The organism is Paraburkholderia sp. D15, assembly GCF_029910215.1.
In the GTDB taxonomy this organism is placed as follows: domain Bacteria; phylum Pseudomonadota; class Gammaproteobacteria; order Burkholderiales; family Burkholderiaceae; genus Paraburkholderia.
In genome coordinates this window covers 685,761-710,529 of record NZ_CP110395.1, presented here as the reverse complement: position 1 = coordinate 710,529, position 24,769 = coordinate 685,761, and the positions used below count along the sequence as shown (strand labels likewise).

21 protein-coding genes are annotated in these 24,769 nt (G+C 64.5%); 11 read left to right on the top strand and 10 right to left on the bottom strand.

Annotated elements, in window-relative coordinates:
• The first annotated feature begins 35 nt into the window (after nucleotides 1-35).
• The gene (gene miaA, locus LFL96_RS03050; RefSeq protein WP_280997869.1) at nucleotides 36-983 is read left to right on the top strand and encodes a tRNA (adenosine(37)-N6)-dimethylallyltransferase MiaA; all 948 of its coding nucleotides are present in this window, start codon (nucleotides 36-38) and stop codon (nucleotides 981-983) included.
• Between the two features lie 203 nt (nucleotides 984-1,186).
• On the opposite strand, the gene purM is transcribed toward miaA, so the two are convergent.
• Nucleotides 1,187-2,254, bottom strand: coding sequence for a phosphoribosylformylglycinamidine cyclo-ligase (gene purM / locus LFL96_RS03045; protein WP_280997867.1), 1,068 nt, complete (start codon nucleotides 2,252-2,254; stop codon nucleotides 1,187-1,189).
• 100 nt (nucleotides 2,255-2,354) lie between these two features.
• Between purM and LFL96_RS03040 the strand changes: the two genes are divergently transcribed.
• The 7 genes from LFL96_RS03040 to panB all read left to right on the top strand — a co-directional run bounded on the left by LFL96_RS03040 (nucleotide 2,355) and on the right by panB (nucleotide 8,671).
• On the top strand, nucleotides 2,355-3,431 hold the full coding sequence (locus tag LFL96_RS03040) for an AI-2E family transporter (RefSeq protein WP_280997865.1): 1,077 nt from the start codon (nucleotides 2,355-2,357) through the stop codon (nucleotides 3,429-3,431).
• 75 nt (nucleotides 3,432-3,506) lie between these two features.
• Nucleotides 3,507-4,256 carry a DnaA regulatory inactivator Hda gene (gene hda / locus LFL96_RS03035; protein WP_280997863.1) on the top strand — a complete coding sequence of 250 codons (750 nt, stop codon included), beginning with the start codon at nucleotides 3,507-3,509 and terminating at the stop codon, nucleotides 4,254-4,256.
• Entirely contained in the window at nucleotides 4,249-4,935 is a 687-nt protein-coding gene (locus tag LFL96_RS03030; protein WP_280997861.1) for an HAD family hydrolase, read from the top strand. Before hda ends, LFL96_RS03030 begins: the two co-directional genes overlap by 8 nt.
• On the top strand, nucleotides 4,932-6,542 hold the full coding sequence (gene pcnB, locus LFL96_RS03025; protein ID WP_280997859.1) for a polynucleotide adenylyltransferase PcnB: 1,611 nt from the start codon (nucleotides 4,932-4,934) through the stop codon (nucleotides 6,540-6,542). The genes LFL96_RS03030 and pcnB overlap by 4 nt, the downstream gene beginning before the upstream one ends.
• 48 nt (nucleotides 6,543-6,590) lie before the next feature.
• Entirely contained in the window at nucleotides 6,591-7,142 is a 552-nt protein-coding gene (gene folK / locus LFL96_RS03020; RefSeq protein WP_280997857.1) for a 2-amino-4-hydroxy-6-hydroxymethyldihydropteridine diphosphokinase, read from the top strand.
• A complete protein-coding gene (locus LFL96_RS03015; RefSeq protein ID WP_280997855.1) occupies nucleotides 7,139-7,819 on the top strand; it encodes a deoxynucleoside kinase in 681 nt (226 codons plus the stop codon). Before folK ends, LFL96_RS03015 begins: the two co-directional genes overlap by 4 nt.
• Nucleotides 7,820-7,855: 36 nt before the next feature.
• Nucleotides 7,856-8,671 (top strand): 3-methyl-2-oxobutanoate hydroxymethyltransferase, encoded by an 816-nt coding sequence (gene panB, locus LFL96_RS03010; RefSeq protein ID WP_280997853.1) that lies wholly within the window; start codon nucleotides 7,856-7,858, stop codon nucleotides 8,669-8,671.
• A 93-nt stretch (nucleotides 8,672-8,764) separates the two neighbouring features.
• Here the strand turns inward: panB and pabB are convergent, their stop codons facing one another.
• From pabB to grpE, 5 genes are all read right to left on the bottom strand, one after another.
• Nucleotides 8,765-10,666: an aminodeoxychorismate synthase component I gene (gene pabB / locus LFL96_RS03005; protein ID WP_280997851.1), complete on the bottom strand. Its 1,902-nt coding sequence runs from the start codon at nucleotides 10,664-10,666 to the stop codon at nucleotides 8,765-8,767.
• Nucleotides 10,667-10,691: 25 nt separating this feature from the next.
• Entirely contained in the window at nucleotides 10,692-11,834 is a 1,143-nt protein-coding gene (gene dnaJ, locus LFL96_RS03000) for a molecular chaperone DnaJ (RefSeq protein WP_280997849.1), read from the bottom strand.
• Between the two features lie 271 nt (nucleotides 11,835-12,105).
• Nucleotides 12,106-14,058 (bottom strand): molecular chaperone DnaK, encoded by a 1,953-nt coding sequence (gene dnaK, locus LFL96_RS02995; protein ID WP_280997847.1) that lies wholly within the window; start codon nucleotides 14,056-14,058, stop codon nucleotides 12,106-12,108.
• A 154-nt stretch (nucleotides 14,059-14,212) separates the two neighbouring features.
• Nucleotides 14,213-14,674 carry a thioredoxin family protein gene (locus tag LFL96_RS02990; protein ID WP_280997845.1) on the bottom strand — a complete coding sequence of 154 codons (462 nt, stop codon included), beginning with the start codon at nucleotides 14,672-14,674 and terminating at the stop codon, nucleotides 14,213-14,215.
• A gap of 142 nt (nucleotides 14,675-14,816) precedes the next feature.
• Entirely contained in the window at nucleotides 14,817-15,401 is a 585-nt protein-coding gene (gene grpE / locus LFL96_RS02985) for a nucleotide exchange factor GrpE (RefSeq protein ID WP_280997843.1), read from the bottom strand.
• 384 nt (nucleotides 15,402-15,785) lie between these two features.
• Here grpE and LFL96_RS02980 point away from each other — a divergent pair, with 384 nt between their 5' ends.
• Nucleotides 15,786-15,947, top strand: coding sequence for a hypothetical protein (locus tag LFL96_RS02980; RefSeq protein ID WP_280997841.1), 162 nt, complete (start codon nucleotides 15,786-15,788; stop codon nucleotides 15,945-15,947).
• Here the strand turns inward: LFL96_RS02980 and LFL96_RS02975 are convergent.
• The 3 genes from LFL96_RS02975 to hrcA all read right to left on the bottom strand — a co-directional run bounded on the left by LFL96_RS02975 (nucleotide 15,919) and on the right by hrcA (nucleotide 18,632).
• Nucleotides 15,919-16,326, bottom strand: a complete 408-nt coding sequence (locus LFL96_RS02975) for an RNA-binding S4 domain-containing protein (protein ID WP_280997839.1) — start codon at nucleotides 16,324-16,326, stop codon at nucleotides 15,919-15,921. The two genes, LFL96_RS02980 and LFL96_RS02975, sit on opposite strands and share 29 nt — an antisense overlap.
• 8 nt (nucleotides 16,327-16,334) lie before the next feature.
• A complete protein-coding gene (gene hemH, locus LFL96_RS02970; RefSeq protein WP_280997837.1) occupies nucleotides 16,335-17,405 on the bottom strand; it encodes a ferrochelatase in 1,071 nt (356 codons plus the stop codon).
• Between the two features lie 207 nt (nucleotides 17,406-17,612).
• Entirely contained in the window at nucleotides 17,613-18,632 is a 1,020-nt protein-coding gene (hrcA, locus tag LFL96_RS02965; RefSeq protein ID WP_280997835.1) for a heat-inducible transcriptional repressor HrcA, read from the bottom strand.
• A gap of 282 nt (nucleotides 18,633-18,914) precedes the next feature.
• Here hrcA and LFL96_RS02960 point away from each other — a divergent pair, with 282 nt between their 5' ends.
• On the top strand, nucleotides 18,915-19,817 hold the full coding sequence (locus LFL96_RS02960; protein ID WP_280997833.1) for an NAD kinase: 903 nt from the start codon (nucleotides 18,915-18,917) through the stop codon (nucleotides 19,815-19,817).
• An 81-nt stretch (nucleotides 19,818-19,898) separates the two neighbouring features.
• Nucleotides 19,899-21,569, top strand: coding sequence for a DNA repair protein RecN (gene recN / locus LFL96_RS02955; protein WP_280997831.1), 1,671 nt, complete (start codon nucleotides 19,899-19,901; stop codon nucleotides 21,567-21,569).
• Between the two features lie 187 nt (nucleotides 21,570-21,756).
• Here the strand turns inward: recN and glnE are convergent, their stop codons facing one another.
• Nucleotides 21,757-24,561 (bottom strand): bifunctional [glutamate--ammonia ligase]-adenylyl-L-tyrosine phosphorylase/[glutamate--ammonia-ligase] adenylyltransferase, encoded by a 2,805-nt coding sequence (gene glnE / locus LFL96_RS02950; protein WP_280997829.1) that lies wholly within the window; start codon nucleotides 24,559-24,561, stop codon nucleotides 21,757-21,759.
• Nucleotides 24,562-24,769: the final 208 nt, after the last annotated feature.

The following is a 24,769-nucleotide window of genomic DNA, read 5'->3' as shown; positions in this document are numbered from 1 at the left end:
TCGCCGATCTGGCTTCAACACGGGCGAATGCACGCATGACCTCGACTATCGCTACGCCGGTCCCCTGCCTGCTGGGTCCGACCGCCTCCGGGAAAACCGCCGCCGCGCTGGCTCTCGCCGCGCGGCGGCCGGTCGAAATCATCAGCGTCGATTCGGCGCTGGTGTATCGCGAGATGGATATCGGCACCGCCAAGCCGACCGCCGGGGAACGCGCGGTCGCGCCGCACCACCTGATCGATATCGTCGACCCGACGGATAGCTATTCCGCCGCGCAGTTTCGCGCCGACACATTGCGGCTGTGCGGCGAGATCCACGCGCGCGGGCGGCTGCCGCTGCTGGTCGGCGGCACGATGCTGTACTACAAGGCCCTCACGCAGGGCCTGAACGATCTCCCCGCCGCCGACGCCGACGTGCGCGCCACGCTGGACGCCGACGCCGCCCGCGAAGGCTGGCCCGCGCTGCACGCGCGCCTCGCCGCCGTCGATCCGGTCGCCGCCGCGCGCCTCGCGCCGAACGATTCGCAGCGGATTCAACGTGCGCTGGAAGTATTCACGCTGACCGGCCAGCCGATGTCGGACCTGCTGGCCGCGCCCGTCAAAACGGACGATGCCGCCGCCCAATGGCGCTTCGTGCCGGTCGCGCTCGAGCCGTCCGAGCGTAGCTGGCTGCATGCGCGCATCGAGCAACGCTTCGACGCGATGCTGTCGGGCGGTTTCGTCGACGAAGTGGTGAAACTGCGCGAACGTGGCGATCTGACGCCCGAGATGCCGTCGATGCGTTGCGTCGGCTACCGGCAGGTGTGGGAATACCTCGACGGCGCGGTCGATTACCCGACCATGCGCGACAAAGGCGTGTTTGCGACACGGCAGTTATGCAAGCGGCAGCTCACGTGGCTGCGCGGCATGACGGAGCGGGTGGTGGTGGATTGCTGCGATCCGGACGCGACGGCACGCGTGCTCGAAGCGATTGAAGCGGCGCTGTGAAAGTCTTGAAAAACCGTGGCGTTTGAGCGCTCGGCGATGAATGCCCCGACGCGGAAACAGCAAACGCAAAAAAACCTGAAACCCTAAGCCCAAAAAACCGAAAGCCCGCGCGGCGTGCTATTCGCACACCGCGCGGGCTTTTCCAATTCAGTTTCGGCTTTGGCCTTGATTCCGGCAAGCGAGCCGCGAATCAAAGCCGCGCGTTACACCACCACCGTCTGCGCTTCACCGGCCGCGCTTTCGCGAATCGTACCGATCTTCCAGACCTGCTCGCCGGCCGCCGACAGCAAACCGATCGCTGCCTCGGCATCCGCCGACGACACGACCACCGCCATGCCGATCCCGCAGTTGAACACGCGATGCATTTCCGCATCCGCCACGCCGCCGTGCTTCTGCAGCCACGAGAACAGCGGCGGCAGCGGCCAGCTGCGATGATCCAGCTCGGCCGTCAAACCTTCGCGCAACACGCGCGGAATGTTTTCGACCAGACCGCCGCCCGTGATGTGCGCCATGCCCTTCACGGTGATCTGCTGCATCAGCGCCAGCAGCGGCTTCACGTAGATGTGCGTGGGCGCCATCAGCGCGTCGGCCAGCGAACGGCCGTCGAAATCCGCGTTCAGATCCGGCTGCGCGCGCTCGATGATCTTGCGCACCAGCGAAAAACCGTTCGAGTGAATCCCGCTCGATGCGAGACCCAGCACCACATCGCCCGGGGCGATCGTGCTGCCGTCGATAATCTTGCTCTTTTCCACCGCGCCGACCGCGAAACCGGCCAGGTCGTACTCGCCGTCCGGATACATGCCCGGCATTTCCGCCGTTTCGCCGCCGATCAGCGCGCAACCCGACAGTTCGCAACCATGCGCGATGCCCTTCACGACCGTGGCCGCCGTGCCGACGTCCAGCTTGCCGCAGGCGAAGTAGTCGAGGAAGAACAGCGGCTCGGCGCCTTGCACGAGAATGTCGTTCACGCTCATCGCGACCAGATCCTGGCCGACCGTGTCGTGCTTGTTCAGCTGGAATGCGAGGCGCAGCTTGGTGCCCACGCCGTCGGTACCCGACACGAGGACCGGCTCCTTGTACTTCTTCGGCACTTCGAACAGTGCGCCGAATCCGCCGATGCCGCCGAGTACGCCGTCGCGCATCGTCTTTTTGGCGAAAGGCTTGATCGCGTCGACGAGGGCGTCGCCCGCGTCGATATCCACGCCGGCGTCGCGATACGACAAACCTTGGGCCGAATCAGTTGAATTCGGGGCGGATTTCGGTTGATTCATGGGGAAGAGCTCGAAGGTCGGTAAAATGCGATTTTACCCGATGCCGGCCGGCTGGCTGGAATTTGATTAATCCGGTCCGACGACAGCTGGGAAACACACTTTGCAACCGAACTCCTCGATTCTGACGCCCGTTCAGCGCCGCGCCTTCGTCTGGCTCGCCATCGCGCTGGGCATCGGCATTCTGCTCTGGCTGTTGAGTCCGGTCCTCACGCCCTTCCTGCTCGGCGCGATTCTCGCCTACATCCTGCAGCCCGGCGTCGCGTGGATGGTGCGCCGGCGCGTGCCGCGCGGCCTCGCCGCATTGCTGATGATGCTGGTGTTCTCGCTGCTCATGACGCTGCTCGTGCTGCTGGTGCTCGCGGTGATCCAGAAGGAAGTGCCGCAGTTGCGCCAGCAGGTGCCGGTGCTGTTCGCGCACGTGAGCGCGTGGCTGCAACCCAAGCTGGCCGCGCTCGGACTGGCCGATTCGCTCGATTTCGCCAGCATCCGCGATCTGGTGATGGGCCAGCTGGAAGGCAGCGCGCAGACCGTCGCGCTGTACGCGTGGACCTCGATCCGCACCAGCGGCAATCTGATGATGACGGTGGTCGGCAATCTGGTGATGGTGCCGCTCGTGCTGTTCTATCTGCTGTACGACTGGAACCGCATGCTGGCGCGCCTGCAAAGCGTGGTGCCGCGCCGCTGGCTCGACAAGACGCTGCAACTCGCGCGCGACATGGACCAGATGCTGTCGCAATACCTGCGCGGCCAGTTGCTGGTGATGGCCGTGCTGGCCATTTACTATGCGGTCGCGCTGACCCTCGCCGGGTTCGAGATTGCGTTGCCGGTGGGCATTTTCACCGGGCTCGCGGTGTTCATCCCGTATATCGGCTTTGCGACCGGACTCGCGCTGGCCTTGCTGGCCGCGCTGCTACAGTTCGGCAGCTGGTACGGCTTCGGCGCGGTCGCGGTGATTTACGGCATCGGCCAGATTGTCGAAAGTTTCTATCTGACGCCGCGTCTGGTCGGCGAACGGATCGGCCTGCATCCGCTCGCGGTCATTTTCGCGTTGCTCGCATTCGGTCAGTTGTTCGGCTTTTTCGGGGTGCTGCTCGCGTTGCCGGTCAGCGCGATTCTGTCGGTGGCCATGCGCGAGTTGCGCCAGAGCTACCTCGCCAGCACGCTGTATAACAATTGATCGCCCAGCGACCTTTTTTCGGCCCGCCTGCCGGGCCCTCCGCGGCTTAGCCTTATTTTCGGCATTCACCTAACTGTGCTTCGTCAACTGACGCTCGATCTCGGCACCCCGCCGCCATCGACATTCGACAATTTCTTCGCCGGCGCCAACGCCGAGCTGGTCACGCGTCTGCGTGAGCTCGACAACGCGCTCGCCGCCGGGCCGGTCGCCGATCGCACCTTCTACCTGTGGGGCGAGGCCGGCAGCGGCCGCACGCATCTGCTGCAGGCGCTGGTGCACGAAGCGCCGCCGGGCCATGCGCGCTACGCCAGTCCGCAGAGCAGCCTCGCCGCGTTCAGCTTCGATCCGCGCGTGGCCCTGTACGCGATCGACGATTGCGACGGCTTGTCCGCCGCGCAGCAGATTGCCGTCTTCAACCTGTTCAACGAGGTGCGCGCGCATCCCACCAGCGCGCTGGTCGCCGCCGGCAACGCGGCGCCGATCGGCATGACGGTGCGCGAGGACCTGCGCACGCGGCTCGGCTGGGGACTCGTGTTCCACCTCGCACCGCTGCCCGACGAAGGCAAGGCCGCGGTGCTGAAACACGCGGCGCGCGAGCGCGGCCTGATGCTCGCCGACGATGTCCCCGCCTATCTGCTCACGCACTTTCGCCGCGACATGCCGAGCCTGATGGCGCTGCTCGACGCGCTCGACCGCTTCTCGCTCGAACAGAAGCGCGCGGTCACGCTGCCGCTCCTGCGCACCATGCTGGCCTCGCCGGACGACTCGCAGGCGGGTTCACACGCCGCGCCATCCGCTTCAAGTAAAATAGGCCCCCATGGCTAATCTCGCACTGTTCGATCTCGACCACACGCTCATTCCCACCGACAGCGACCACGAATGGGGCCGCTTCATGGTGAAACAAGGCATGGTCGACGCCGAAAATTTCGCCCGTGAAAACGACCGCTTTTTCGCCGACTACAAAGCCGGCAAGCTCGACATTCACGCCTATCTGATCGCCATGCTCACGCCGCTGTCCCGCTACACGCGCGCGGAACTCGCCGGGCTTCACGCGCAGTACATGCACGAAGTGATCACGCCGGCCATCTTTCCGGTCGCGCTCGAACTCGTGCGCCAGCACCGCGAGGCGGGCGATCTGTGTTGCGTGGTCACGGCCACCAACGAATTCATCACCCGCCCGATCGCCCAGGCGTTCGGCGTCGACGCGCTGATCGCCTGCGAGGCGGAAACCGTCGACGGCCAGCCGCATTCGCCGTACACCGGCCGCCCCACCGGCACGCCGAGCTACAAGGAAGGCAAGATCGTCCGCACCGAAGCGTGGCTCGCGTCGCTCGGCAAGACCTGGCGCGATTTCGAGCACAGCTATTTCTATAGCGACTCGCACAACGACATTCCGCTGCTCGAGAAGGTCACGGATCCCATCGCGACCAACCCGGACGACACATTGCGCGCCCATGCGCAGGCCAAAGGCTGGCGCATCCTCGAACTCTTTCAAGCCACGTGATCAAAAAACTCATCCGCAAGCTATTCGGCCAGGACTCGGCGCCCGCTGACGACACCCCGCCCGCCGACACCGAAGCCGACGAATCCGGCAGCGCACCGGCACGCAAACGCACCAGCGCGCGCGCCGCGGCATCCGACACCGCGAAGGCGCGCCGCAAACCGGCGCGCGCCGGCTCGGCCGCAAACGCCACACGCGATCCGGACGTGCCCGTCATCATTCCGCACGACGTGCACGGCATCGATCAATCGCTGATCTCACGCAATGCGATCCGCGTGACCGAGGGCCTGCAACAGGCCGGGCATCGCGCGTTCATCGTCGGCGGGGCGGTGCGCGATCTGCTGCTCGGCATCAAGCCGAAAGACTTCGACGTCGCGACCGACGCCACGCCGGAACAGGTGCAGAAGCTGTTCCGCCGCGCGCGCATCATCGGCCGGCGCTTTCAGATCGTGCACGTGCAGTTCGGTCAGGAAATCATCGAAACCTCCACGTTCCGCGCGCTGGTCGATCAACCCGCCGCCGACGCCGCGCCGCCGCGCCGTCTGAAGCGCGACGAACTCGACCGCCGCACTCACGCGGTGGACGCGAGCGGCCGCGTGCTGCGCGACAACGTGTGGGGCGAACAGCACGAAGACGCCACCCGCCGCGACTTCACGATCAACGCGATGTACTACGATCCGGCCACGCAAACCGTGCTGGACTATCACAACGGCATCGCCGACATGCGTGCGCGTCTCTTGCGCATGATCGGCGATCCGGCCACGCGTTACCGCGAAGATCCGGTGCGCATGCTGCGCGTCGTGCGTTTCGCCGCGAAGCTCGACTTCGAGATCGAAGCCAGCACCCGCGCGCCGATCACCGAGATGGCCGACCTGATCAACAACGTGCCGGCCGCGCGTCTGTTCGACGAGATGCTCAAGCTGATGCTGTCGGGTCACGCGCTCGCCTGCCTGAAAAGGCTGCGCCAGGAAGGCCTGCATCACGGTCTGCTGCCCTTGCTCGACGTAGTGCTGGAACAGCCCATCGGCGAAAAATTCATCACGCTGGCGCTGAACAATACGGATGCCCGCGTGCGCGCCGGCAAGCCGGTGTCGCCGGGCTTCCTGTTCGCCACGCTGCTGTGGCACGACGTGCAGCAGCGCTGGCAGAAGTTCGAGGCGAACGGCGAGTACCCGGTCCCGGCGCTGCATCGCGCGATGGACGAAGTGCTCGACATGCAGACCGAGAAACTCGCGATCCACAAGCGCTTCTCCGCCGACATGCGCGAGATCTGGGGCCTGCAGTTGCGCCTCGAAAAACGCTCGGGCCGCAGCGCGCTGAAGCTGCTGGAACACCAAAGATTTAGAGCGGGGTATGATTTCCTCCTGTTGCGCTGCCAATCCGGCGAACTCGACGAGTCGGTCGGCGCATGGTGGACGGAGTTCATCGAAGGAGACATTGCCGCGCGTGAAGCATTGCTCACGCAAGGCGGGAAGGACCGGAGCCCCCGAAAACGCCGGCGGCGCAGCAGTGGCGCCAGAAACCGCAAAACGGGCGACGGATTGGAGGGCGGCACGCCAGCCGAACGCACGGACAGCGGCGCGGACCACGACGGCCCGCACGAAGACTGACAGAGCGTTCGCTGAAGCCGTCGAACGATAGTTGCAGGAAGTTATGCCATGACGGTTGCTTATCTCGGCCTCGGCGCGAATCTCGGGGACGCGCGCCAGACCCTGAAAGACGCGGTGGTGTGCCTCGCACAACAGCACACCATCAGCGTGCTCGCCAAGTCGAGCCTGTATCGCACTGCCCCGATCGACGCGGGCGGTGACGATTATTTCAACTGCGTCGTGAAGCTGGACACGACGCTCCCCGTGCGCCATCTGCTGGCGCTGTGCCACAAGATCGAGCATCACTTCGGCCGCGAGCGGCCGTTTCGCAATGCACCGCGCACGCTCGATCTCGACATTCTGCTGTTCGGCGATCAATCGATCGACGAAGCCGATCTGATCGTGCCGCATCCGCGTCTGGTCGAACGCGCTTTCGTGCTGGTGCCGCTGGTCGAGATCGACCCCACGCTGATCATTCCGCAACACGGCCGCGCCGACGCGCTGCTCGCCGGTGTCAGCGATCAGCGCATCGAAAAGGTGAAAGGGCCGTGCCAGTGCCCCATGCTCAATGCATTGGCCGCCAGCGATAGCGCAGCGACCGGCAAAGGCCGCTGCGAATGAATTCGACACCGCTCACGGTCACCGCGCCGCAACTGCGGCCGCCGTTCGGCTATCTCGCGATCGAAGGGCCGATCGGCGTCGGCAAGACGTCGCTGGCGCGCCGCCTCGCGCAGCGCTGGTCGATGCAGGAGTTGTTCGAGCGTCCGCAGGACAATCCGTTTCTCGAACGTTTCTATCGCGATACGACGCGTTACGCATTGCCCGCGCAGTTGCATTTCGCTTTGCAGCGCGCGCAGCAAGCGCAGGAGGTGATCGCCGCGCAGGTGTCCGGCACACCGTTGATCGCCGATTTCATGACGCAGAAGAACGACATCTTCGCGCGTCTGACATTGCAGGAAGACGAGTGGCAGTTGTATCGCGCGCTCGCCGCGAAGCTCGACGTCAGCGCGCCCGCACCGGATTTCGTGGTCTATCTGCAGGCCAGTCCCGAGGTGCTGTTCGCGCGTATCCAGAAACGCGCGGTGCCGATGGAGCTGCAGATCTCCGACGCCTACCTGCATGCGCTGTGCGACGCGTACAACGAGTTCTTCTATCACTATGACCGCACGCCGGTGCTGACGGTCAACGCCGAACATCTGAATCCGCTCGACTCCGACGCGGACCTTGCGCTACTCGCCGAACGCATCGAAACCATGCGCGGCCGCAAGGAATTCTTTGTCAAAGGCACGTCGCTCTAAGCGGCGGCGCCCCCTTCTTTTGCAACGGATTACCCCATGACCTATTTGCAGGAAACGAGCCGCAACGCCATCACCGTGCCGAAGCTGCAGGCCATGCGCGACGCCGGCGAAAAAATCGCGATGCTCACCTGCTACGACGCGAGCTTTTCCGCGTTGCTGGACCGCTCGGGTGTCGACGTGCTGCTGATCGGCGATTCGCTCGGCAACGTGCTGCAAGGCCAGACCACGACGCTGCCGGTGACGCTCGCCGACATCGCGTATCACACGGCTTGCGTGGCGCGCGTGCGTCCGTCGGCGCTGGTGGTCGCCGATCTGCCGTTCGGCACCTACGGCACGCCGGAAGAGGCGTTCCGCAATTCGGTGGAATTGATGCGCGCGGGCGCGCAGATGGTGAAGCTCGAAGGCGGTGAATGGCTGGCGGACACGATACGTTTTCTGGTCGAGCGTTCGGTGCCGGTGTGCGCGCACGTTGGACTGACGCCGCAGTCGGTGCACGCGTTCGGCGGCTTCAAGGTGCAAGGCAAGACCGAAGCCGGCGCGAGCCAGTTGCTGCGCGATTCACTGGCCGTCGAAGCGGCCGGCGCGCAGTTGATCGTGATCGAGGCGGTGCCCTCGCAGCTTGGCACGGAAGTCACGAAGCAGTTGCGGATTCCGACGATCGGGATCGGCGCGGGTGTCGATTGCTCGGGTCAGGTGCTGGTGCTGCACGACATGCTGGGGATTTTCCCCGGCAAGCGGCCGCGCTTCGTGAAGGATTTCATGCAGGGGCAGCCGACGATTCAGGCCGCGGTGGAAGCGTACGTGCGCGCGGTGAAGGATGGGACGTTTCCTGGCCCGGAACATACGTTTTGAGAAGGGCCGGTGGGTTTTTTCGGGACTCGGCGCTTTTGCTGGGAATCCAAAACGCCGTCGGACACAAGCGCTTCGACCCAGTTCTCCCAGTTCTTAGCGAATGATCCGTGCGGGCAACGCGCCGCGCAGCGCGTTGCAGATAAGTAGCGCTTCCGCGCCCAATACGTCTTCTCGTGTGAGGACTTTTTCAACCGCCTGCAGGCTGCTCGAACCTTCTTCGAGCAGCACACTTCGCATCACGCCGGGCAACACGCCGCAGGCGAGCGGCGGCGTCCACCACTTTCCCGCCAGCTTCACGAACACGTTCGATCGACCGCCTTCCGTCAATTCGCCGCGATCGTTGAAAAACAGCGTGTCGAATGCGCCCTTCGCTTCGGCTTCGCGCCAGCCACGATCGTATTGCGCGCGATGGGTGGTTTTGTGGCACAGCAGCGGATCGGTGGCGTCGGTCGCCGGGAAGCTGTGATCGGAGGCGAGCAGAACGCCAATCGCATCCTGTTCCGGCAGCGGCGTCAGTGGCGCTGCGGTCAGGTTGATCGCACCGTTTTTGCTGAGCGCCAGCCGCATGCGATGCGGCATTTGCGCCGGCAATGTCGCGCACTTCGCGGCAAGCTGGTCGCGAATCGTCTGCCCGGCGTCGTCGAACCTGAAACCCAAGGTTGCAGCGCTACGCGAAAGCCGGTCAAGATGGCGCGATAAATAGCGGACACCTTCCTCGCGCGTCGCGTACATCGTCTCGAACAGATCGAAGCCCGGCTCGGCGCCGGTCAGAAAACTCGCCTTCAATTGGCACTCCGCAAACTCGTCGGCCGCCACACTGTCGAGCACGATGCCCGCGCCGACGCCCATCGTGCCGCGCAACGCGCCGTGTGAACCGGACGGGGATGGGCGCAACGTCAGCGTGCGGATCGCGACGGAGAAGCAGAAGTCGCCGCATTGAACAGTGGCCGCGTCGTCGACGACCGGATCGAACCATCCGATCATGCCGGTGTAAAGCCCGCGCGGCGTACTCTCGATTTCATCGATCAACTGCATCGTCCGATGCTTCGGCGCGCCGGTGATCGACCCGCAGGGAAACAACGCGCGCAGCACACCGGCAAACGACACGTCGGGCCGCAACGTGGCCTGCACTGTCGACGTCATCTGCCAGACCGACGCGTACGGCTCGACCGAGAACAACGCAGGCACCTTGACCGAGCCGGTCTGCGCCACACGCGAAACGTCGTTGCGCAGCAGATCGACGATCATCACGTTCTCGGCGCGGTTTTTCGGGTCGTTCGCGAGAAACTCAGCCGCACGGCGGTCCGCTTGCGGATCGTCGGAACGCGGCGCGGTGCCTTTCATCGGCCGCGCGCGCAACGTCGCGCCCGCCTTCTCGATGAAAAGCTCCGGCGAGCACGACAACACGCAATCACCACCCGGCAGCGCGATCAACGCGCCGTACGGAACCGGCTGCCTCGCCCTCAACCGCCGATACAAAGCGGTAGACGAACCGAACACATCGAACCCGAGCCGGTACGTGTAATTGATCTGGTAGGAGTCGCCGGCTCGTAGCGCGGCGTGAATGGCGTCGATCGCCGCATCGAACTGCTGGCGCTCGACACTCGCACGCACGTTCGCCGTGCCCGCCACCGACGGTTCGAGCGCACCGCCGTCACGCGCGATCAGCCAGGCATCGACTTCGCCACGCGCCAGCTTTTCACAACGTTCGAACGATAAAAAACGCAGCGAGGCATCGCCACGCTGCGTTTCCGGATGCAGACGCGAATCGCCACCGAGAAGATTCCGTCCAAATTCATAGTCGGCTAGCACGACGGCATGCAGACCACGCCGGGCGTCTGCCGCCACGGATTCGCAGACGGTTTCGAGCTGCGCCGCATCCACGCAAACCCGTTCCCGCACAAAACCCGTGTACAGACGACTCGAACGGCGCGCCGCCGTCGCGTCGCAATCGTCGAGCAACGCGAAAACCGCGCTGCGCTCATCTGCCGTCATGCTTACCGCCAACCTCAACCTGCCATTAATCGAAGAAGCTCTTCACGCGGTCAAACCAGCTCTTGCTTTGCGGGCTATGCCGCGAGCCGCCTTCCACCAGCGCCTTCTCGAACTGCTGAAGCAACTCGCGCTGCGACTCGGTGAGCTTGACCGGCGTTTCGACCTGAACGTGCACGTACAGATCACCGGCAATGCTCGAACGCAAACCCTTGATACCCTTGCCGCGCAAACGGAATGTCTTGCCCGACTGCGTGCCTTCGGGGACGGTGAAGCTGGCGCGGCCCGCGAGGGTCGGCACTTCGATTTCGCCGCCGAGCGCCGCCGTGGTGAACGGAATCGGCATCTGGCAGTGCAGGTCGTCGCCGTCGCGTTCGAACACCGAGTGCTGCTTGATGTGAATCTCGACGTACAGATCGCCGGACGGACCGCCGTTGATACCCGGCTCGCCATTACCGGCCGAGCGGATGCGCATGCCGTCGTCGATACCCGCGGGGATCTTGACTTCGAGCGTCTTGGTTTCCTTCACCTTGCCCGCGCCGTGGCAATGGCCGCACGGATCGGGGATATACGTACCGGTGCCGTGGCACTTCGGGCAAGTCTGCTGGATGCTGAAAAAGCCTTGCGACATCCGCACCGAACCCGAACCGCTACAGGTCGGGCAGGTTTCCGGCTTGGTACCGGGCTTGGCACCCGAGCCATGACAGTTCTCGCACGAGACCCAGCTGGGCACGCGAATCTGCGTGTCGTACCCGTGCGCGGCCTGTTCCAGCGTGATTTCCATGCTGTAGCGCAGATCCGCGCCGCGATACACCTGCGGGCCGGCGCGACCGCCGCCCCCGCGTGCGCCACCGCCGGCCGCCTGGCCGAAGATGTCGCCGAAAATGTCGCCGAATGCGTCGGCAAAACCGCCGAAGCCCTGTGCCCCGGCGCCGCCCATGTTCGGATCGACGCCCGCGTGGCCGTACTGGTCGTACGCGGCACGCTTTTGCGAGTCCGACAGCATTTCATAGGCTTCCTTCACCTCTTTGAAATGCTCTTCCGCATCCTTGTTGCCCGGATTGCGGTCGGGGTGGTGCTTCATCGCCAGCTTGCGATAAGCCTTCTTGATTTCGTCGTCGCTCGCGTTCTTCGCGACGCCCAGAACCTCGTAGTAATCCCGTTTCGCCATATCGGTTCAACGCCACTCGCGCGATGCGACGCGGTGGCTCCTCTTGAATGCTGGAGTCTTGCGACTCGTCCGGCCGTTATTTTTTGCCGCCCGAAACCGGCTTGAAACAACGTCCTCCATAAAACAAATGTGCCCGGAGAGCCCCAAAAGGCTCGCCAGGCGTGATAACCGCTTTTGCACGTTTGCCGCGGCCCGGACGGGTACGGCGATTTGTGCAGCCGGGCCGCACACGGTGACGTGTGCGGCTTTACGGTCGAAATGCGACCTGGCTTTAGTCTTTCTTGACTTCCTTGAACTCGGCGTCGACCACGTCATCCTGCTGCTGGCTCGCGCCGCCCGCCGATGCACCCGCGCCCGCCGCACCTGCTGCCGCTGCTTCGGCACCCTGCGCTGCCTGCATGTCCGCGTACATCTTTTCGCCCATCTTCTGCGAAGCGGTGGCCACGACTTCGATCTTGGCTTCGATCGCGGCCTTGTCGCTCGAACCGCTCTTCAGCGTTTCTTCGAGATCCTTCAGCGCGGTTTCGATCGCTTCCTTCTCGCCGGCTTCCAGCTTGTCGCCGTATTCGGTGAGCGCCTTCTTCGTGCTGTGGACCAGCGCGTCGCCCTGGTTGCGGGCATCGGCCAGCTCACGCAGCTTGTGATCTTCTTCCGCGTTCGCTTCCGCGTCCTTCACCATCTTTTCGATTTCGGCTTCGGACAGACCCGAGTTCGCCTTGATCGTGATGCGGTTTTCCTTGCCGGTTGCCTTGTCCTTCGCGCCGACGTGCAGAATGCCGTTCGCGTCGATGTCGAAGCTCACTTCGATCTGCGGCGTGCCGCGCGGTGCCGGCGGAATACCTTCGAGGTTGAACTCGCCGAGCAGCTTGTTGCCGGCTGCCATTTCGCGTTCGCCCTGGAACACCTTGATCGTCACGGCGCTCTGATTGTCGTCAGCCGTCGAGTAGACCTGTGCGTGCTTGGTCGGGATCGTGGTGTTCTTGTTGATCATCTTGGTCATCACGCCGCCGAGCGTTTCGATGCCGAGCGACAGCGGGGTCACGTCGAGCAGCAGAACGTCCTTGCGGTCGCCCGACAGAACCTGACCTTGAATCGCGGCGCCCACGGCCACGGCTTCGTCCGGGTTCACGTCGCGGCGCGGATCCTTGCCGAAGAATTCCTTAACCTTTTCCTGCACCTTCGGCATGCGGGTCATACCGCCGACCAGAATCACGTCGTCGATTTCGCCGACCTTCACGCCCGCGTCCTTGATCGCCATGCGGCAAGGCTCGATGGTGCGCTCGATCAGCTCTTCGACCAGCGCTTCCAGCTTGGCGCGCGTGATCTTCAGGTTCAAGTGCTTCGGACCCGACGCGTCGGCCGTGATGTACGGCAGGTTGATTTCGGTCTGCTGGCTCGACGACAGTTCGATCTTTGCCTTTTCAGCCGATTCCTTCAGGCGTTGCAGCGCGAGCACGTCTTTCGACAGATCGACGCCCTGCTCCTTCTTGAACTCGCTGATGATGTAATCAATGATGCGCTGGTCGAAGTCTTCACCGCCGAGGAACGTATCGCCGTTCGTGGACAGCACTTCAAACTGCATTTCACCGTCGACATCGGCGATTTCGATGATCGACACGTCGAACGTACCGCCGCCCAGGTCATACACCGCGATCTTGCGGTCGCCCTTTTCGGCCTTGTCCAGACCGAATGCCAGCGCGGCAGCGGTCGGTTCGTTGATGATGCGCTTGACTTCCAGACCGGCGATGCGGCCGGCGTCTTTGGTGGCCTGACGCTGGCTGTCGTTGAAGTACGCGGGAACCGTGATCACGGCTTCGGTGACCGGCTCGCCGAGGTAGTCTTCAGCGGTCTTCTTCATCTTGCGCAGCGTTTCCGCCGAGATTTGCGGCGGCGCCAGCTTCTGGTCGCGCACTTCGATCCATGCGTCGCCGTTATCGGCCTTCATGATCTTGTACGGCATCAGCGCGATGTCTTTCTGTACTTCCTTTTCTTCGAAGCGGCGGCCGATCAGGCGCTTGACCGCGTACAGCGTGTTCTTCGGGTTCGTGACCGACTGACGCTTCGCGGGCGCGCCGACGAGAATCTCGCCGTCTTCCATGTAAGCGATGATCGACGGCGTGGTGCGCGCGCCTTCCGAGTTCTCGATCACCTTGACCGAATTGCCTTCCATGATCGCCACGCACGAGTTGGTCGTGCCGAGGTCGATGCCGATGATTTTGCCCATTTTTACTGTTCTCCTGACTTTGATCGCTGCGGGAATCGCCCTGTTTTGCGCATTGGCGGCAAGGCGATCCGCTCTCAATTCCTAACCTGCACTCAACATAAGTGCGACCGCATCGTTTTCAAGACCTTTTTTGCGATGCGGTCTTTAATTTTTTTCAATCGATCGAACTTTTGCCGCTTTTTTCACCATTTGGGGTGTCGTCGCTTGCCGGGTCACCGTTCGACACGCCGGGAGCAGCTGTCCGGATCTTTTCCCGAGCCGCCGCGACCGCCGCTTCGAACTGCGCGAGGCCATGCCAGCCAGTCGCCCGGCCGAGCCGTTTGCCCCGATGGAAGAAGAACCACGTCGGCACGCCATGAAGCCCGAAGCGCCGGCCCAACTCGCGGTGCTCGTACACATTGCTGTGGAACCACCTGAGCCCGAGCGCACGGATCGCGTCGGGACGGGCCAGCATCGCTTTCTTCGCGATCTCGCAGTTGAAGCAGTCGATGCCCCAGAAGAACACGACGGCGAGATCGTCGCCGGCTTCGGCCAGTTCGGCGTCGAACGATTCGGCGCCGAGTTCCTGCATATCGAAGACGGCGAAGGCGGTTGCGTCGACGGGAAGGTTCGCCATGGCGGTGTTTGCCCAGGCGCGACGGCTACGGGCCCGCTACCAGCCGGCTACGACATGAAACGGCCGGAACGAACCCGGAAGGATTCGTGGCGTTTCACGTCTTCGCGGCTTCGCAGTTTCGTAGCGCCTCGCGACGACGCGTTTACTTCGGCGCCGCGACGGTAACGAGCGCCGGACGCAGCACGCGGTCGGCGATGACGAAACCCTTTTGCAGCACCGCGACGACGGTGTTCGGCTCCTGATCGGCCGGCACCATCGAAATAGCCTGATGGCGATGCGGGTCGAACTTTTCGCCGACCGGGTTCAGTGCGACGACGCGGCCCTTTTCCAGCGCGCCGGTCAACTGACGCAGCGTCAGCTCGACACCTTCGCGCACCTTCTGCAGATCGTCGGACGAGTGAGCGACGGCCGCTTCGAGGCTATCGACCACCGGCAGCAGATGCTCGGCAAAGCTTTCGATCGCGAACTTGTGCGCCTTGGTCACGTCTTCCTGCGCGCGACGACGCACGTTTTCGGTCTCGGCTTTCGCGCGCAGGAAGCTTTCCTGCAACTCGGCGATCCTGGCCTGAGCTTCGGCCAGCGCGGCCTGCTCGGCATGTGCGCCTTCCTCCGGCGCGGCATTGGCGGCAGCCTCCTGCGGCGCTGCCGCAGCCTCGGCGGCCTGGCGCGCGGCTTCGTCCGCGGGCGTGGGATTCTGGCTCGTCGGGTTCTCTTGCGTGTTTTCCATGTCGCTGAAAGTCGTAAAAAAGTAAAAACCAACGGTAGTGGCAGTGCGCGAACTGGGCCGCGATTTGTGCGTTGCAAAATAGCGACAGACTCGCTGGCGCGCCACCGCATATCGAAACGGCAGATGGGGCCGGAAAGACCCATTTCAAGCGGGTCTCGCGGAACTTTTCAAGTCGCCGACGGGCGCCCGAAATGCCCGGTTACAACCATTATTGCGAAGCAATCAGATTGAGATTGAGTGCGGACGGCAACTCGCCTATGCTCCATTAAAGCGTCGAAAAAGACACGTTAACCCTAATCTGACGTAAGCCTTACCGACCTTTGCAATTCCACCGATTCGCCTGATCCGCCCGTTTCCGTCCTGAATCTTCCCAAGGGGAGTACCGTGAAACTGACCTTCGCAATCTCGGTGGTCGCTTTGGTACTGATTTTGGGCACCACGACCATCTGCATGTCCGGGGCTGTCAACGATCACACCACCGAATACGGCGGTGTGCACGCGACCATGGAACAACTGTTCAATCCCCACCTGAAAATCTGTCGATAGTGCGCCGGTCGCGCTTGGTCGGCCGTCCATGCAATTCGGCGGCCGGCTCGCGATACGTTTTGCGCCGCTCCTGCTCGACCTGCCGCTTCACCTTGCTTTCCTCAGTTTCCGCATAGAGCGTCTGCGCGACGCTCGCCGGCCCGCGCACGTCGCAGACGCCCAGCACTTCCACCTGCCAGACAATCCGTTCGATCTCGATCTCGACCAGATCGCCTACGCGCACGTCTTTCGACGGCTTCACCGCCGCGCCGCCGATCCGCACATGCCCCTTGTCGACCGCATCCGCGGCGAGCGAACGCGTCTTGAAGAAGCGCGCCGCCCACAGCCATTTGTCGATGCGCAGTCTGGCGCCCGCGTCGGTTGAAATCCGGTAGTTCATCGGCCTGCTCAAGCTCCCGTGGTATGCGGCACCGGCAAGGCCAGCACCGGCCAGCCTTGCAGATTCTGCGCGACGATTTCGCCGAGCGCGGCGATCCACGGCTGCGATGCGTTCAGACAGGCAATCCGGTGAAACTCCTTGCCGCCCGCATGCAGGAATTCGTCGCGCACTTCCATGCCGATTTCCTCGATCGTTTCCAGGCAATCGGCGGTGAAGCCCGGGCAGAACACGTCGGCGCGCCGCACGCCCGCCGCGCCCAGTTCCTTGAGCGTCGGCGCCGTGTACGGTTGCAGCCATTCCGCCTTGCCGAAACGCGACTGGAAGGTGATGCGGCATTCCACCGGCGTCAGTTCGAGCGCCTGCATCAGCAGTGCGCCGGTCTGCTGGCATTGCTCGTGGTAGGGATCGCCCAGATCCATCGTGCGCTTGGGTACGCCGTGAAAACTCAGCACGAGCTTGTCGCCGGACGCGAAATCGGGCCGTCCGTGCTGCTGCCAGTATTGATGCACCTGCGCGGCCAGCGCGGCGATGTAAGCGGGGTGATCCGCGTACTGGCGCACCGTGCGGATTTCCGGCTGATTGCGCATGCGCTTGAGCGCGGAGAATGCGTCGTCGAACGCCGTCGCGGTGGTCGAGGACGAGTACTGCGGATACATGGGCACCAGCAGCACGCGCTCGGCGCCCGCCAGCTTCAGTTGATTCAGCATTGCCGGAATGCCCGGCGTGCCGTAACGCATCGCGTAATCGACCAGCACCGTGTAGTCGTTCAACTGCAGCAGATGGCGCAAGCCCTCCACCTGCTTTTCCGTATGAACCCGTAGTGGCGAGCCTTCGGGCATCCAGACCGCAGCGTACTTCTTCGCCGATGCCGGACTGCGAAACGGCAGGATCAACAGGCGCAGGATGATCTGCCACAACAGCGACGGAATTTCCACCACGCGGGGGTCGGACAGAAACTGCGCGAGATAGCGGCGGACGGCGCGCGGCGTCGGCGCGTCGGGCGTACCGAGATTGATCAGCAGCACGGCGACACGATGTGACGTGGCGTTCTGCGAGGGCCGCTCGAGGTCGAAGCGCATAGGCAGCGGAAGTCGCCGCTTCGAGCGGCGCGTCGGTTTCAGATGGGTTTCATTATAGCGGCGCGGTCCAGCCGCCGGTCCGCCGTACACCCCTGGCCATTCGGCCAATTGGCAAGCCGCGCGGCATCGCGCATGATGGTCGAACGACTGCGCCGGCGCGATTCGCCGCCGCGGTCGACGTACGACGGCTCATGTGACGAATGCGCGCTACTGCTGGCTGAGCGTCATGGAAAGCAGACGCGCGGTGATGTCCACGATCGGAATCACGCGGTTGTAGGCCATGCGGGTCGGCCCGATCACGCCGAGCGTGCCGACGATCTTGCCGTTCACTTCGTACGGCGCGGTGACCACGCTCATTTCCTCGATCGGCACGAGCGTCGATTCGCCGCCGATGAAAATCTGCACGCCCGCCGCGTGGCTCGATACGTCGAGTAATTGAAGGAGACTGGTCTTTTGGTCGAACACATCGAACAGCTTGCGCAGGCGCGCCATGTCCGACGACAGGTCGGCCACTTCGAGCAGATTGCGCTCGCCGGAAATCAGCACGGTCTCGCCGGTATCGGATTCGTCGGTGCTGGCCGTGACGGCGGCATGCATCAGCGTGGTCATGTCGCCGCGCAACTGGTCGATTTCCTCGCGCAGACGGCGGCGCACGTCGTCGAACGAAAGGCCGGCGAAATGGGCGTTGATGTAGTTCGAGGCTTCCACCAGCTCGGCCGGGCTGAAGTCGCGTTGCGTCGCCATGATGCGGTTCTGCACGTCGCCTTCCGGCGTCACGATGATCAGCAGAATGCGCTTGTCGGACAGGCGCATGAACTCGATCTGCTTGAACACGTGGCTGCGGCGCGGCGTCAGCACGACACCCGCGAACTGCGACAGGCTGGACAGCACGCTCGCCGCCGCGGCGACGATCTTCTGCGGCTCACCAGCCTGCAGCGTGGTCTTGACGGTGCGCATCACGGCTTCTTCGTCGGCGGCGGATTCCACGGTCAGCATGGTGTCCACGAACAGGCGATAGCCGCGCGGCGTGGGAATACGGCCGGCGGAAGTATGCGGACTGATCACGAGCCCCAGATCCTCGAGGTCCGACATCACGTTGCGGATGGTGGCGGGGCTCAGTTCGAGGCCCGAGTAACGTGACAGCGTGCGCGAGCCGACCGGCTGACCTTCGGCGATGTAGCGCTCGATCAGCGTTTTGAGGAGGGTTTGTGCGCGAGGATCTAGCATGAGGAAAAATTTTAGCTTAATGGCAAGGCTATCGCGAGCGCTGACGGCGCCGACTGTTGGACAATGCGCCGCGATTCGCCGGAGCGCCGCCTGGCCGCCCGTCCGGCGCATGAGCGGCATCCTCGACAAGGGCGCACCGCGACACTTTACGCGGCGCGCATGTCATCAACGCTTCACCATTCTAACGATAATCGCGCGCGTCGCTGACAGCCTGGCCGCGCCGCCCCGCGGCCGGGGCTGTCGGCGGTTCTTTTCAGGCCCTACCTATGGTGTAATGCCGGCATGCAAGTGACCAGCCAGTTCAAGACCGTCGCGCTCGTCGGGCGCAACAATACGCCGGGGATCGTCGAGCCCTTGACCGCGCTCGCCTCGTGTATCGCGAAGCGCGGCTTCGAGGTCGTGTTCGAAGCCGACACCGCCGCCGAAATCGGCGTGACCGACTACCCGGCGCTGCGTCCCGCCGAGATCGGCGCGCGCGCCGATGTCGCGGTCGTGCTCGGCGGCGACGGCACGATGCTCGGCATCGGCCGTCAGCTCGCGCCGTACCGCACGCCGCTGATCGGCATCAACCATGGGCGGCTCGGCTTCATCACCGACATCCCGATCTCGGACATGCGCGAGATCGTGCCGCAAATGCTGTCGGGCAATTTCGAGCGCGAGGAGCGCGTGCTGCTGGAAGCACGCATCATGCGCAACGGCAGCCCGATCTATCACGCACTGGCCTTCAACGACGTGGTGGTCAATCGCAGCGGTTTTTCGGGCATGGCGGAACTGCATGTCTCCGTGGATGGGCGCTTCATGTACAACCAGCGCTCGGACGGCCTGATCGTCGCCACGCCGACCGGCTCGACCGCCTACGCGTTGTCGTCGCAAGGGCCGATCCTGCATCCGCAGTTGCAGGGCATCGTGCTGGTGCCGATCGCGCCGCACGCGTTGTCGAACCGGCCCATCGTGCTGCCGGACGACTCGAAGGTGAGCATCCAGATCGTGTCCGGCCGCGAGGTCAACGTGAACTTTGACATGCAGTCGTTCACGTCGCTCGAACTGAGCGACACGATCGAAGTGCGCCGCTCGCGTCATACGGTGCCCATGCTGCATCCGGTCGGCTACAGTTACTACGCCACGCTGCGCAAGAAGCTGCACTGGAACGAATACCCGTCGCACGAAGAAGATACGAAGCCCTGAGCCGCGAGCAGCCGTTGGACCGCGACGCCGCCGCTGCCGGACCCTGAATCCCCCGCTCACCACGCTCACCACACCACCTCCATGCTGCGCCACCTCTCGATACGCGACTTCGTCATCGTCGCCGCGCTCGATCTCGAATTCGACGGCGGCTTCACTGTTTTCTCCGGCGAGACCGGCGCCGGCAAGTCGATCCTGATCGACGCGCTGGCGCTCGCGCTCGGCGCCCGCGCCGATGCCAATGTCGTGCGCACCGGCGAAAGCCGGGCCGACATCACCGCCGAGTTCGAGACTCACGCGCAGGTCGAGCAATGGCTCGACGAACAGGCGCTGAGCGCGCCGGCGCACGACGCCCAGCACGGCGGCACCGTGATGCTGCGCCGTGTGGTGGACGCCAATGGCCGCTCGCGTGCGTTCATCAACGGCACCGCGGCAACCCTCGCGCAGTTGCGCGAGGTCGGCGAAATGCTGGTGGATATTCACGGCCAGCACGCGCACCAGTTGCTGATGCGTCCGGACGCGCAACGCGAATTGTTCGACACCCACGCTGGCTTGACAGACACGGCGGCCACCGTCACGCGTGCCTGGCGCACGTGGCGCGAGAAAGTGCAGGCGGTCGAGCACGCGCAAACCCGCGACCGCGAATTGCAGCTCGAACGCGAACGCCTCGCGTGGCAGCTCACGGAACTCGACAAACTCTCGCCGCAACCGGGCGAATGGGAAGAGGTCAATAGCGAGCACCACCGGCTGTCGCACTCGGCGAATCTGATCGACGGCGTGCAGGGTGTGCTCGGCGCGCTATCGGAATCGGACGAGGCGATGATCACGCATCTCGCGTCGATCGTGTCGAAGGTACGGGGTCTGGCCGAAATCGATCCGGCGCTGAACGACGTGCTCGCCGCGCTCGAACCGGCCGAGATCCAGTTGCAGGAAGCCGCGTATTCGCTGAGTCATTACGCGCAGAAGCTCGATCTCGATCCGGAACGGCTGGCGCAGGTCGAAAAGCGTCTGGACGCTTTGCATTCGGCGGCACGCAAGTTCCGTCTGCAACCGCAGACGCTGCCGGAAGAACACGAGGCGCGCCGTGCGCAACTGGCCGCGCTCGACGCTGCCGCCGATCTCGACAGCCTGCACGCGGCGGAGGCCAGGGCGAGGGAAAACTTCCTCGCCGAGGCGAAAAAGCTGTCGAAGGCACGCGCCAAAGCCGGCAAGGCATTGGGCGCGGCCGTCACCACCGGCATGCAGGAACTGTCGATGAAGGGCGGCAGCTTCGAGGTCGCGCTGGTGCCGTTGCCGGAAGGCGGCGCGCATGGGCTCGAGCAGGTCGAGTTCCGCGTCGCCGGTCATGCGGGCGTGCCGTTGCGGCCGCTCGCCAAGGTCGCCTCGGGCGGCGAACTCGCGCGGATCAGCCTGGCGCTGGCCGTGATCGCGAGCGCCGCGAGCCCGACGCCCACGCTGATTTTCGACGAAGTGGATACCGGCATCGGCGGCGGCGTCGCCGAAGTGGTCGGGCGCTTGCTGCATCAACTCGGACAGGCGCGCCAGGTGTTGTGCGTGACCCACCTGCCGCAAGTCGCGGCGCGCGGCGACCATCACTTCCAGGTCGCGAAAGCGGGCAACGGCAAGGGCGGTACGGTGAGCAGCGTGACGTCGCTGGACAGGGCGAGCCGCGTGGAAGAAGTCGCGCGGATGCTCGGCGGGCTGGAGATTACCGCGACCACCCGCAAGCACGCGAAGGAAATGCTGGCGGCTTAGCGGTCAAGCACGCGGTTAAGCGCGCGCGGCAAAGCACACGCGGCACGCGTGAAGAAGGTCGCAAACAGGGTGCAAGTCCGGAGGCGGCAAGCTGCTCGGGCACAAGCCGAACGTCTCGGCCAGGCGCGTGGCCCGCGTGCCGCGAGCACACCGGCCGCGGGCGGCCCGACCCACCGCCCTTCCCGACTCACTCGAACACCCGCTCCCACAACTTCAACACCGCTTCCCGCTCGGTCTCGACCCGCACCGGTTCGACCCGCGCTTTCTCCATCCCATCCAGCCGCAGCTTGTGCTGCAGTTTCCGGTAAGTGCGATAAGCCGCGCCGACCGTCTCGGCTTCAGCCTCGCTCATCAGGCCGAAACGCGACACCTCCCGCAGCAGCGCGATATTGCCGGTATTGCGGATCAGCTCCGGATCACGCGCCGCGTGCAGCAAAACCCAGTACTGCACGGTGAACTCGATGTCCACCATCCCGCCGCTATCGTGCTTCAGATCGAACAGCGTCGTATGGTTCGGATGCCCTGCCTCGACGCGCTCGCGCATCTCGACGATTTCCTTCGCGAGCGGCGCCGCTTCGCGCGGCGTGGTCAGCACCTGTTCGCGGATCGCCTCGAACTTCGCGCCGATCTCCGCGTCGCCTGCGCAGTAACGCGCGCGGGTCAGCGCCTGGTGTTCCCACACCCACGCGGTGTTGGCCGCATCGCCCTCGCGCAGTTGATAGCGGCGGAATGCGTCCAGATCGGTGACGAGCAGGCCCGACTCGCCGTTCGGACGCAACCGCAAATCGACGTCGAACAGCGTGCCGGCGCCGGTTGCCGTGGTCAGCCAGGTGATCAGGCGACGGGTATAGGTGGAGTAGATGTCCGCGGCGGCATCGTGATCGTCGTCGTAGAGGAAGATCACGTCGAGATCGGATGCGTAGCCCAACTCCTTGCCGCCCAGCTTGCCGTAGGCAATCACCGCGAAGCGCGGCATCTCGCGATGGCGCTTCGGCAGTTGCTTCCAGACCGCTTCGAGCGTGACGTCGAGTACCGCGTCGGCGAGTTCGGACAGCCGGTCGCTGACGTGCTCGACACTTAGCTTGCCCGCCAGATCGATCAGCAGAATCCGGAACACCTCCGCCTGATGCGCGTGGCGCAGCAGATCCATCTGCTGCTCGACGCCATCCGCCGCGGCGAGCCGCAGGCGCAGCGTGCGCTTGAATTCGGGCCAGTCGAACGGGCTGTTGAGCGATTCGTCGTCGAGCAGTTCGTCGAGCAATTGCGGGTGGCGAATCAGATAGCCGGCCGCCCAACGCGATCCGCCCAGCACGGACAGCACGCGATGCAACGCCTGCGGATACTCGGTCAGCAGCGCCAGATACGCGCCGCGCCGGCTTACCGCTTCGAGCAGATCGAAGAAGCGCGCGACCGTATCGCCGCGCCGCTCGGGCGGCTCCAGCGTGCGCGCGGCTTCCAGCGCGCGCTGCGCGACGATATCGAAACGCTGCCGGCTACGCTCGGCCAGCCCGGCATAGCGCGACGACTGCCATACGCCGCGCAGCCGTGCGAGCAACTCGGCCGGTTCGGCCACGCCGAGCTCAATCAGACGCGCGGCGAGTGCGTCACCGGCGCTGTCGTCGGCGAGCGCGCTGCTCCACACCCAGGCGGCCGCGCCGTCTTCCGGCGCGCCGCAGCCGTCGCGGCCGCTGACCTTGTCGGCGAAAATCTGGTCGAACTGCTGCTCGACAAATTCGCGATGCGCGTCGAGCCGGCTCATCAGCCCCGCGTAGTCGTCGCAGCCCATCGCGCGGGCGAGCGCCACGCGCTCCTCGGGATCGACCGGCATCGCGTGAGTCTGCGCGTCGTTGCGATATTGCAGGCGATGTTCAAGCTCGCGCAGAAACCGGTAAGCCTGCGACAGCTTCACGCACACCGCCGTATCGATCAGCCCGTGCGTCGCCGCGTGACGCAGCACGGCAAGCGTCGGCCGCACGCGGAAGCCCGCGTCCTGACCGCCGCGGATCAACTGGAACACCTGCGCGCTGAATTCGATTTCGCGGATGCCGCCGCGCCCAAGCTTGATGTCGTCGGCTTTGTCGGGCCGCATCGACGCGCGGCGCTGCGCTTCCTGGCGAATCTGCAGATGCAGCGCGCGGATCGCGCTGATCACGCCGAAGTCGAGATAGCGGCGGTAGACGAACGGCGTGACGATCGCGTCGAGCTGCTTCTGCAGACGTTGCGCCGCGTCGCTCGCGGCTTCGGACACGAGCCGGCCCTTGATCCACGCGTAACGCTCCCACTCGCGGCCCTGCACATAGAAATACTCTTCGAGCATGCCGAGACTACACACCAGCGGCCCCGAATCGCCGTTCGGCCGCAGCCGCATGTCGACGCGGAACACGTAGCCGTCGGCGGTGACTTCCGCGAGCGCGCCGATCAGGCGCTTGCCGAGGCGCGTGAAGAAATCCTGCGTGGCGATTGGGGAACGCTGGCCGCCGGCGGTCTCACCGTCGTCTTCATAAACGAAAATCAGGTCGATGTCCGACGACACGTTCAACTCGCGGCCCCCGAGCTTGCCCATGCCCACCACGCCGAGCGCGAGCCGTTCGCCCTGCGGTCCGCGCGGCTCGCCGTAGAGCACTTCGAGATCCGCCGACACCACCGCGAGCGCGCGCTGGATCGTCGTTTCGGCGAGATCGGTCATCGCGCCGGTCACTTCGGCGACGTCCGCCTCGCCGGCCAGATCGCGCTCCATCACGGCGCAGAACACCTCGGTGCGCAACTGGCGCAACGCCCGTTTGAGTGCATCCTCGCTGAGCGTGGCGCCGATCGCGCCGGCCGCGCCACCGGCAGCCTCGGCGCACAGCGCATCGAAACGCGCGTCGATGCGCTCGCGCGTCAGCGGCGCGGAGGCCAGCGCCGTCACGTGCGCGACCAGCGCCGGACGGGCAGCCGCGGCACGCGCCGCGTAATGTGAATAGTTGGAACTCAGGAGGGTGGCATCAGTCATCAAGGGTCTGGCTCGCTCGTTGCTTACTCAGGTATTCGATTCGCGTGTTCAGTTCGTATTCAGTCCGCCGCAACACATGGGGCGAATCCCGCGTCAAGCCCGCCGGCTCGACTCGCGAGGCGCATGCAGACAGGGTTTGCAGGAGGTCCGCCTACGCTTTCCCGTGTGTTACATTTCGTCGTTAACTCGCAAAACTACCATACGCCCA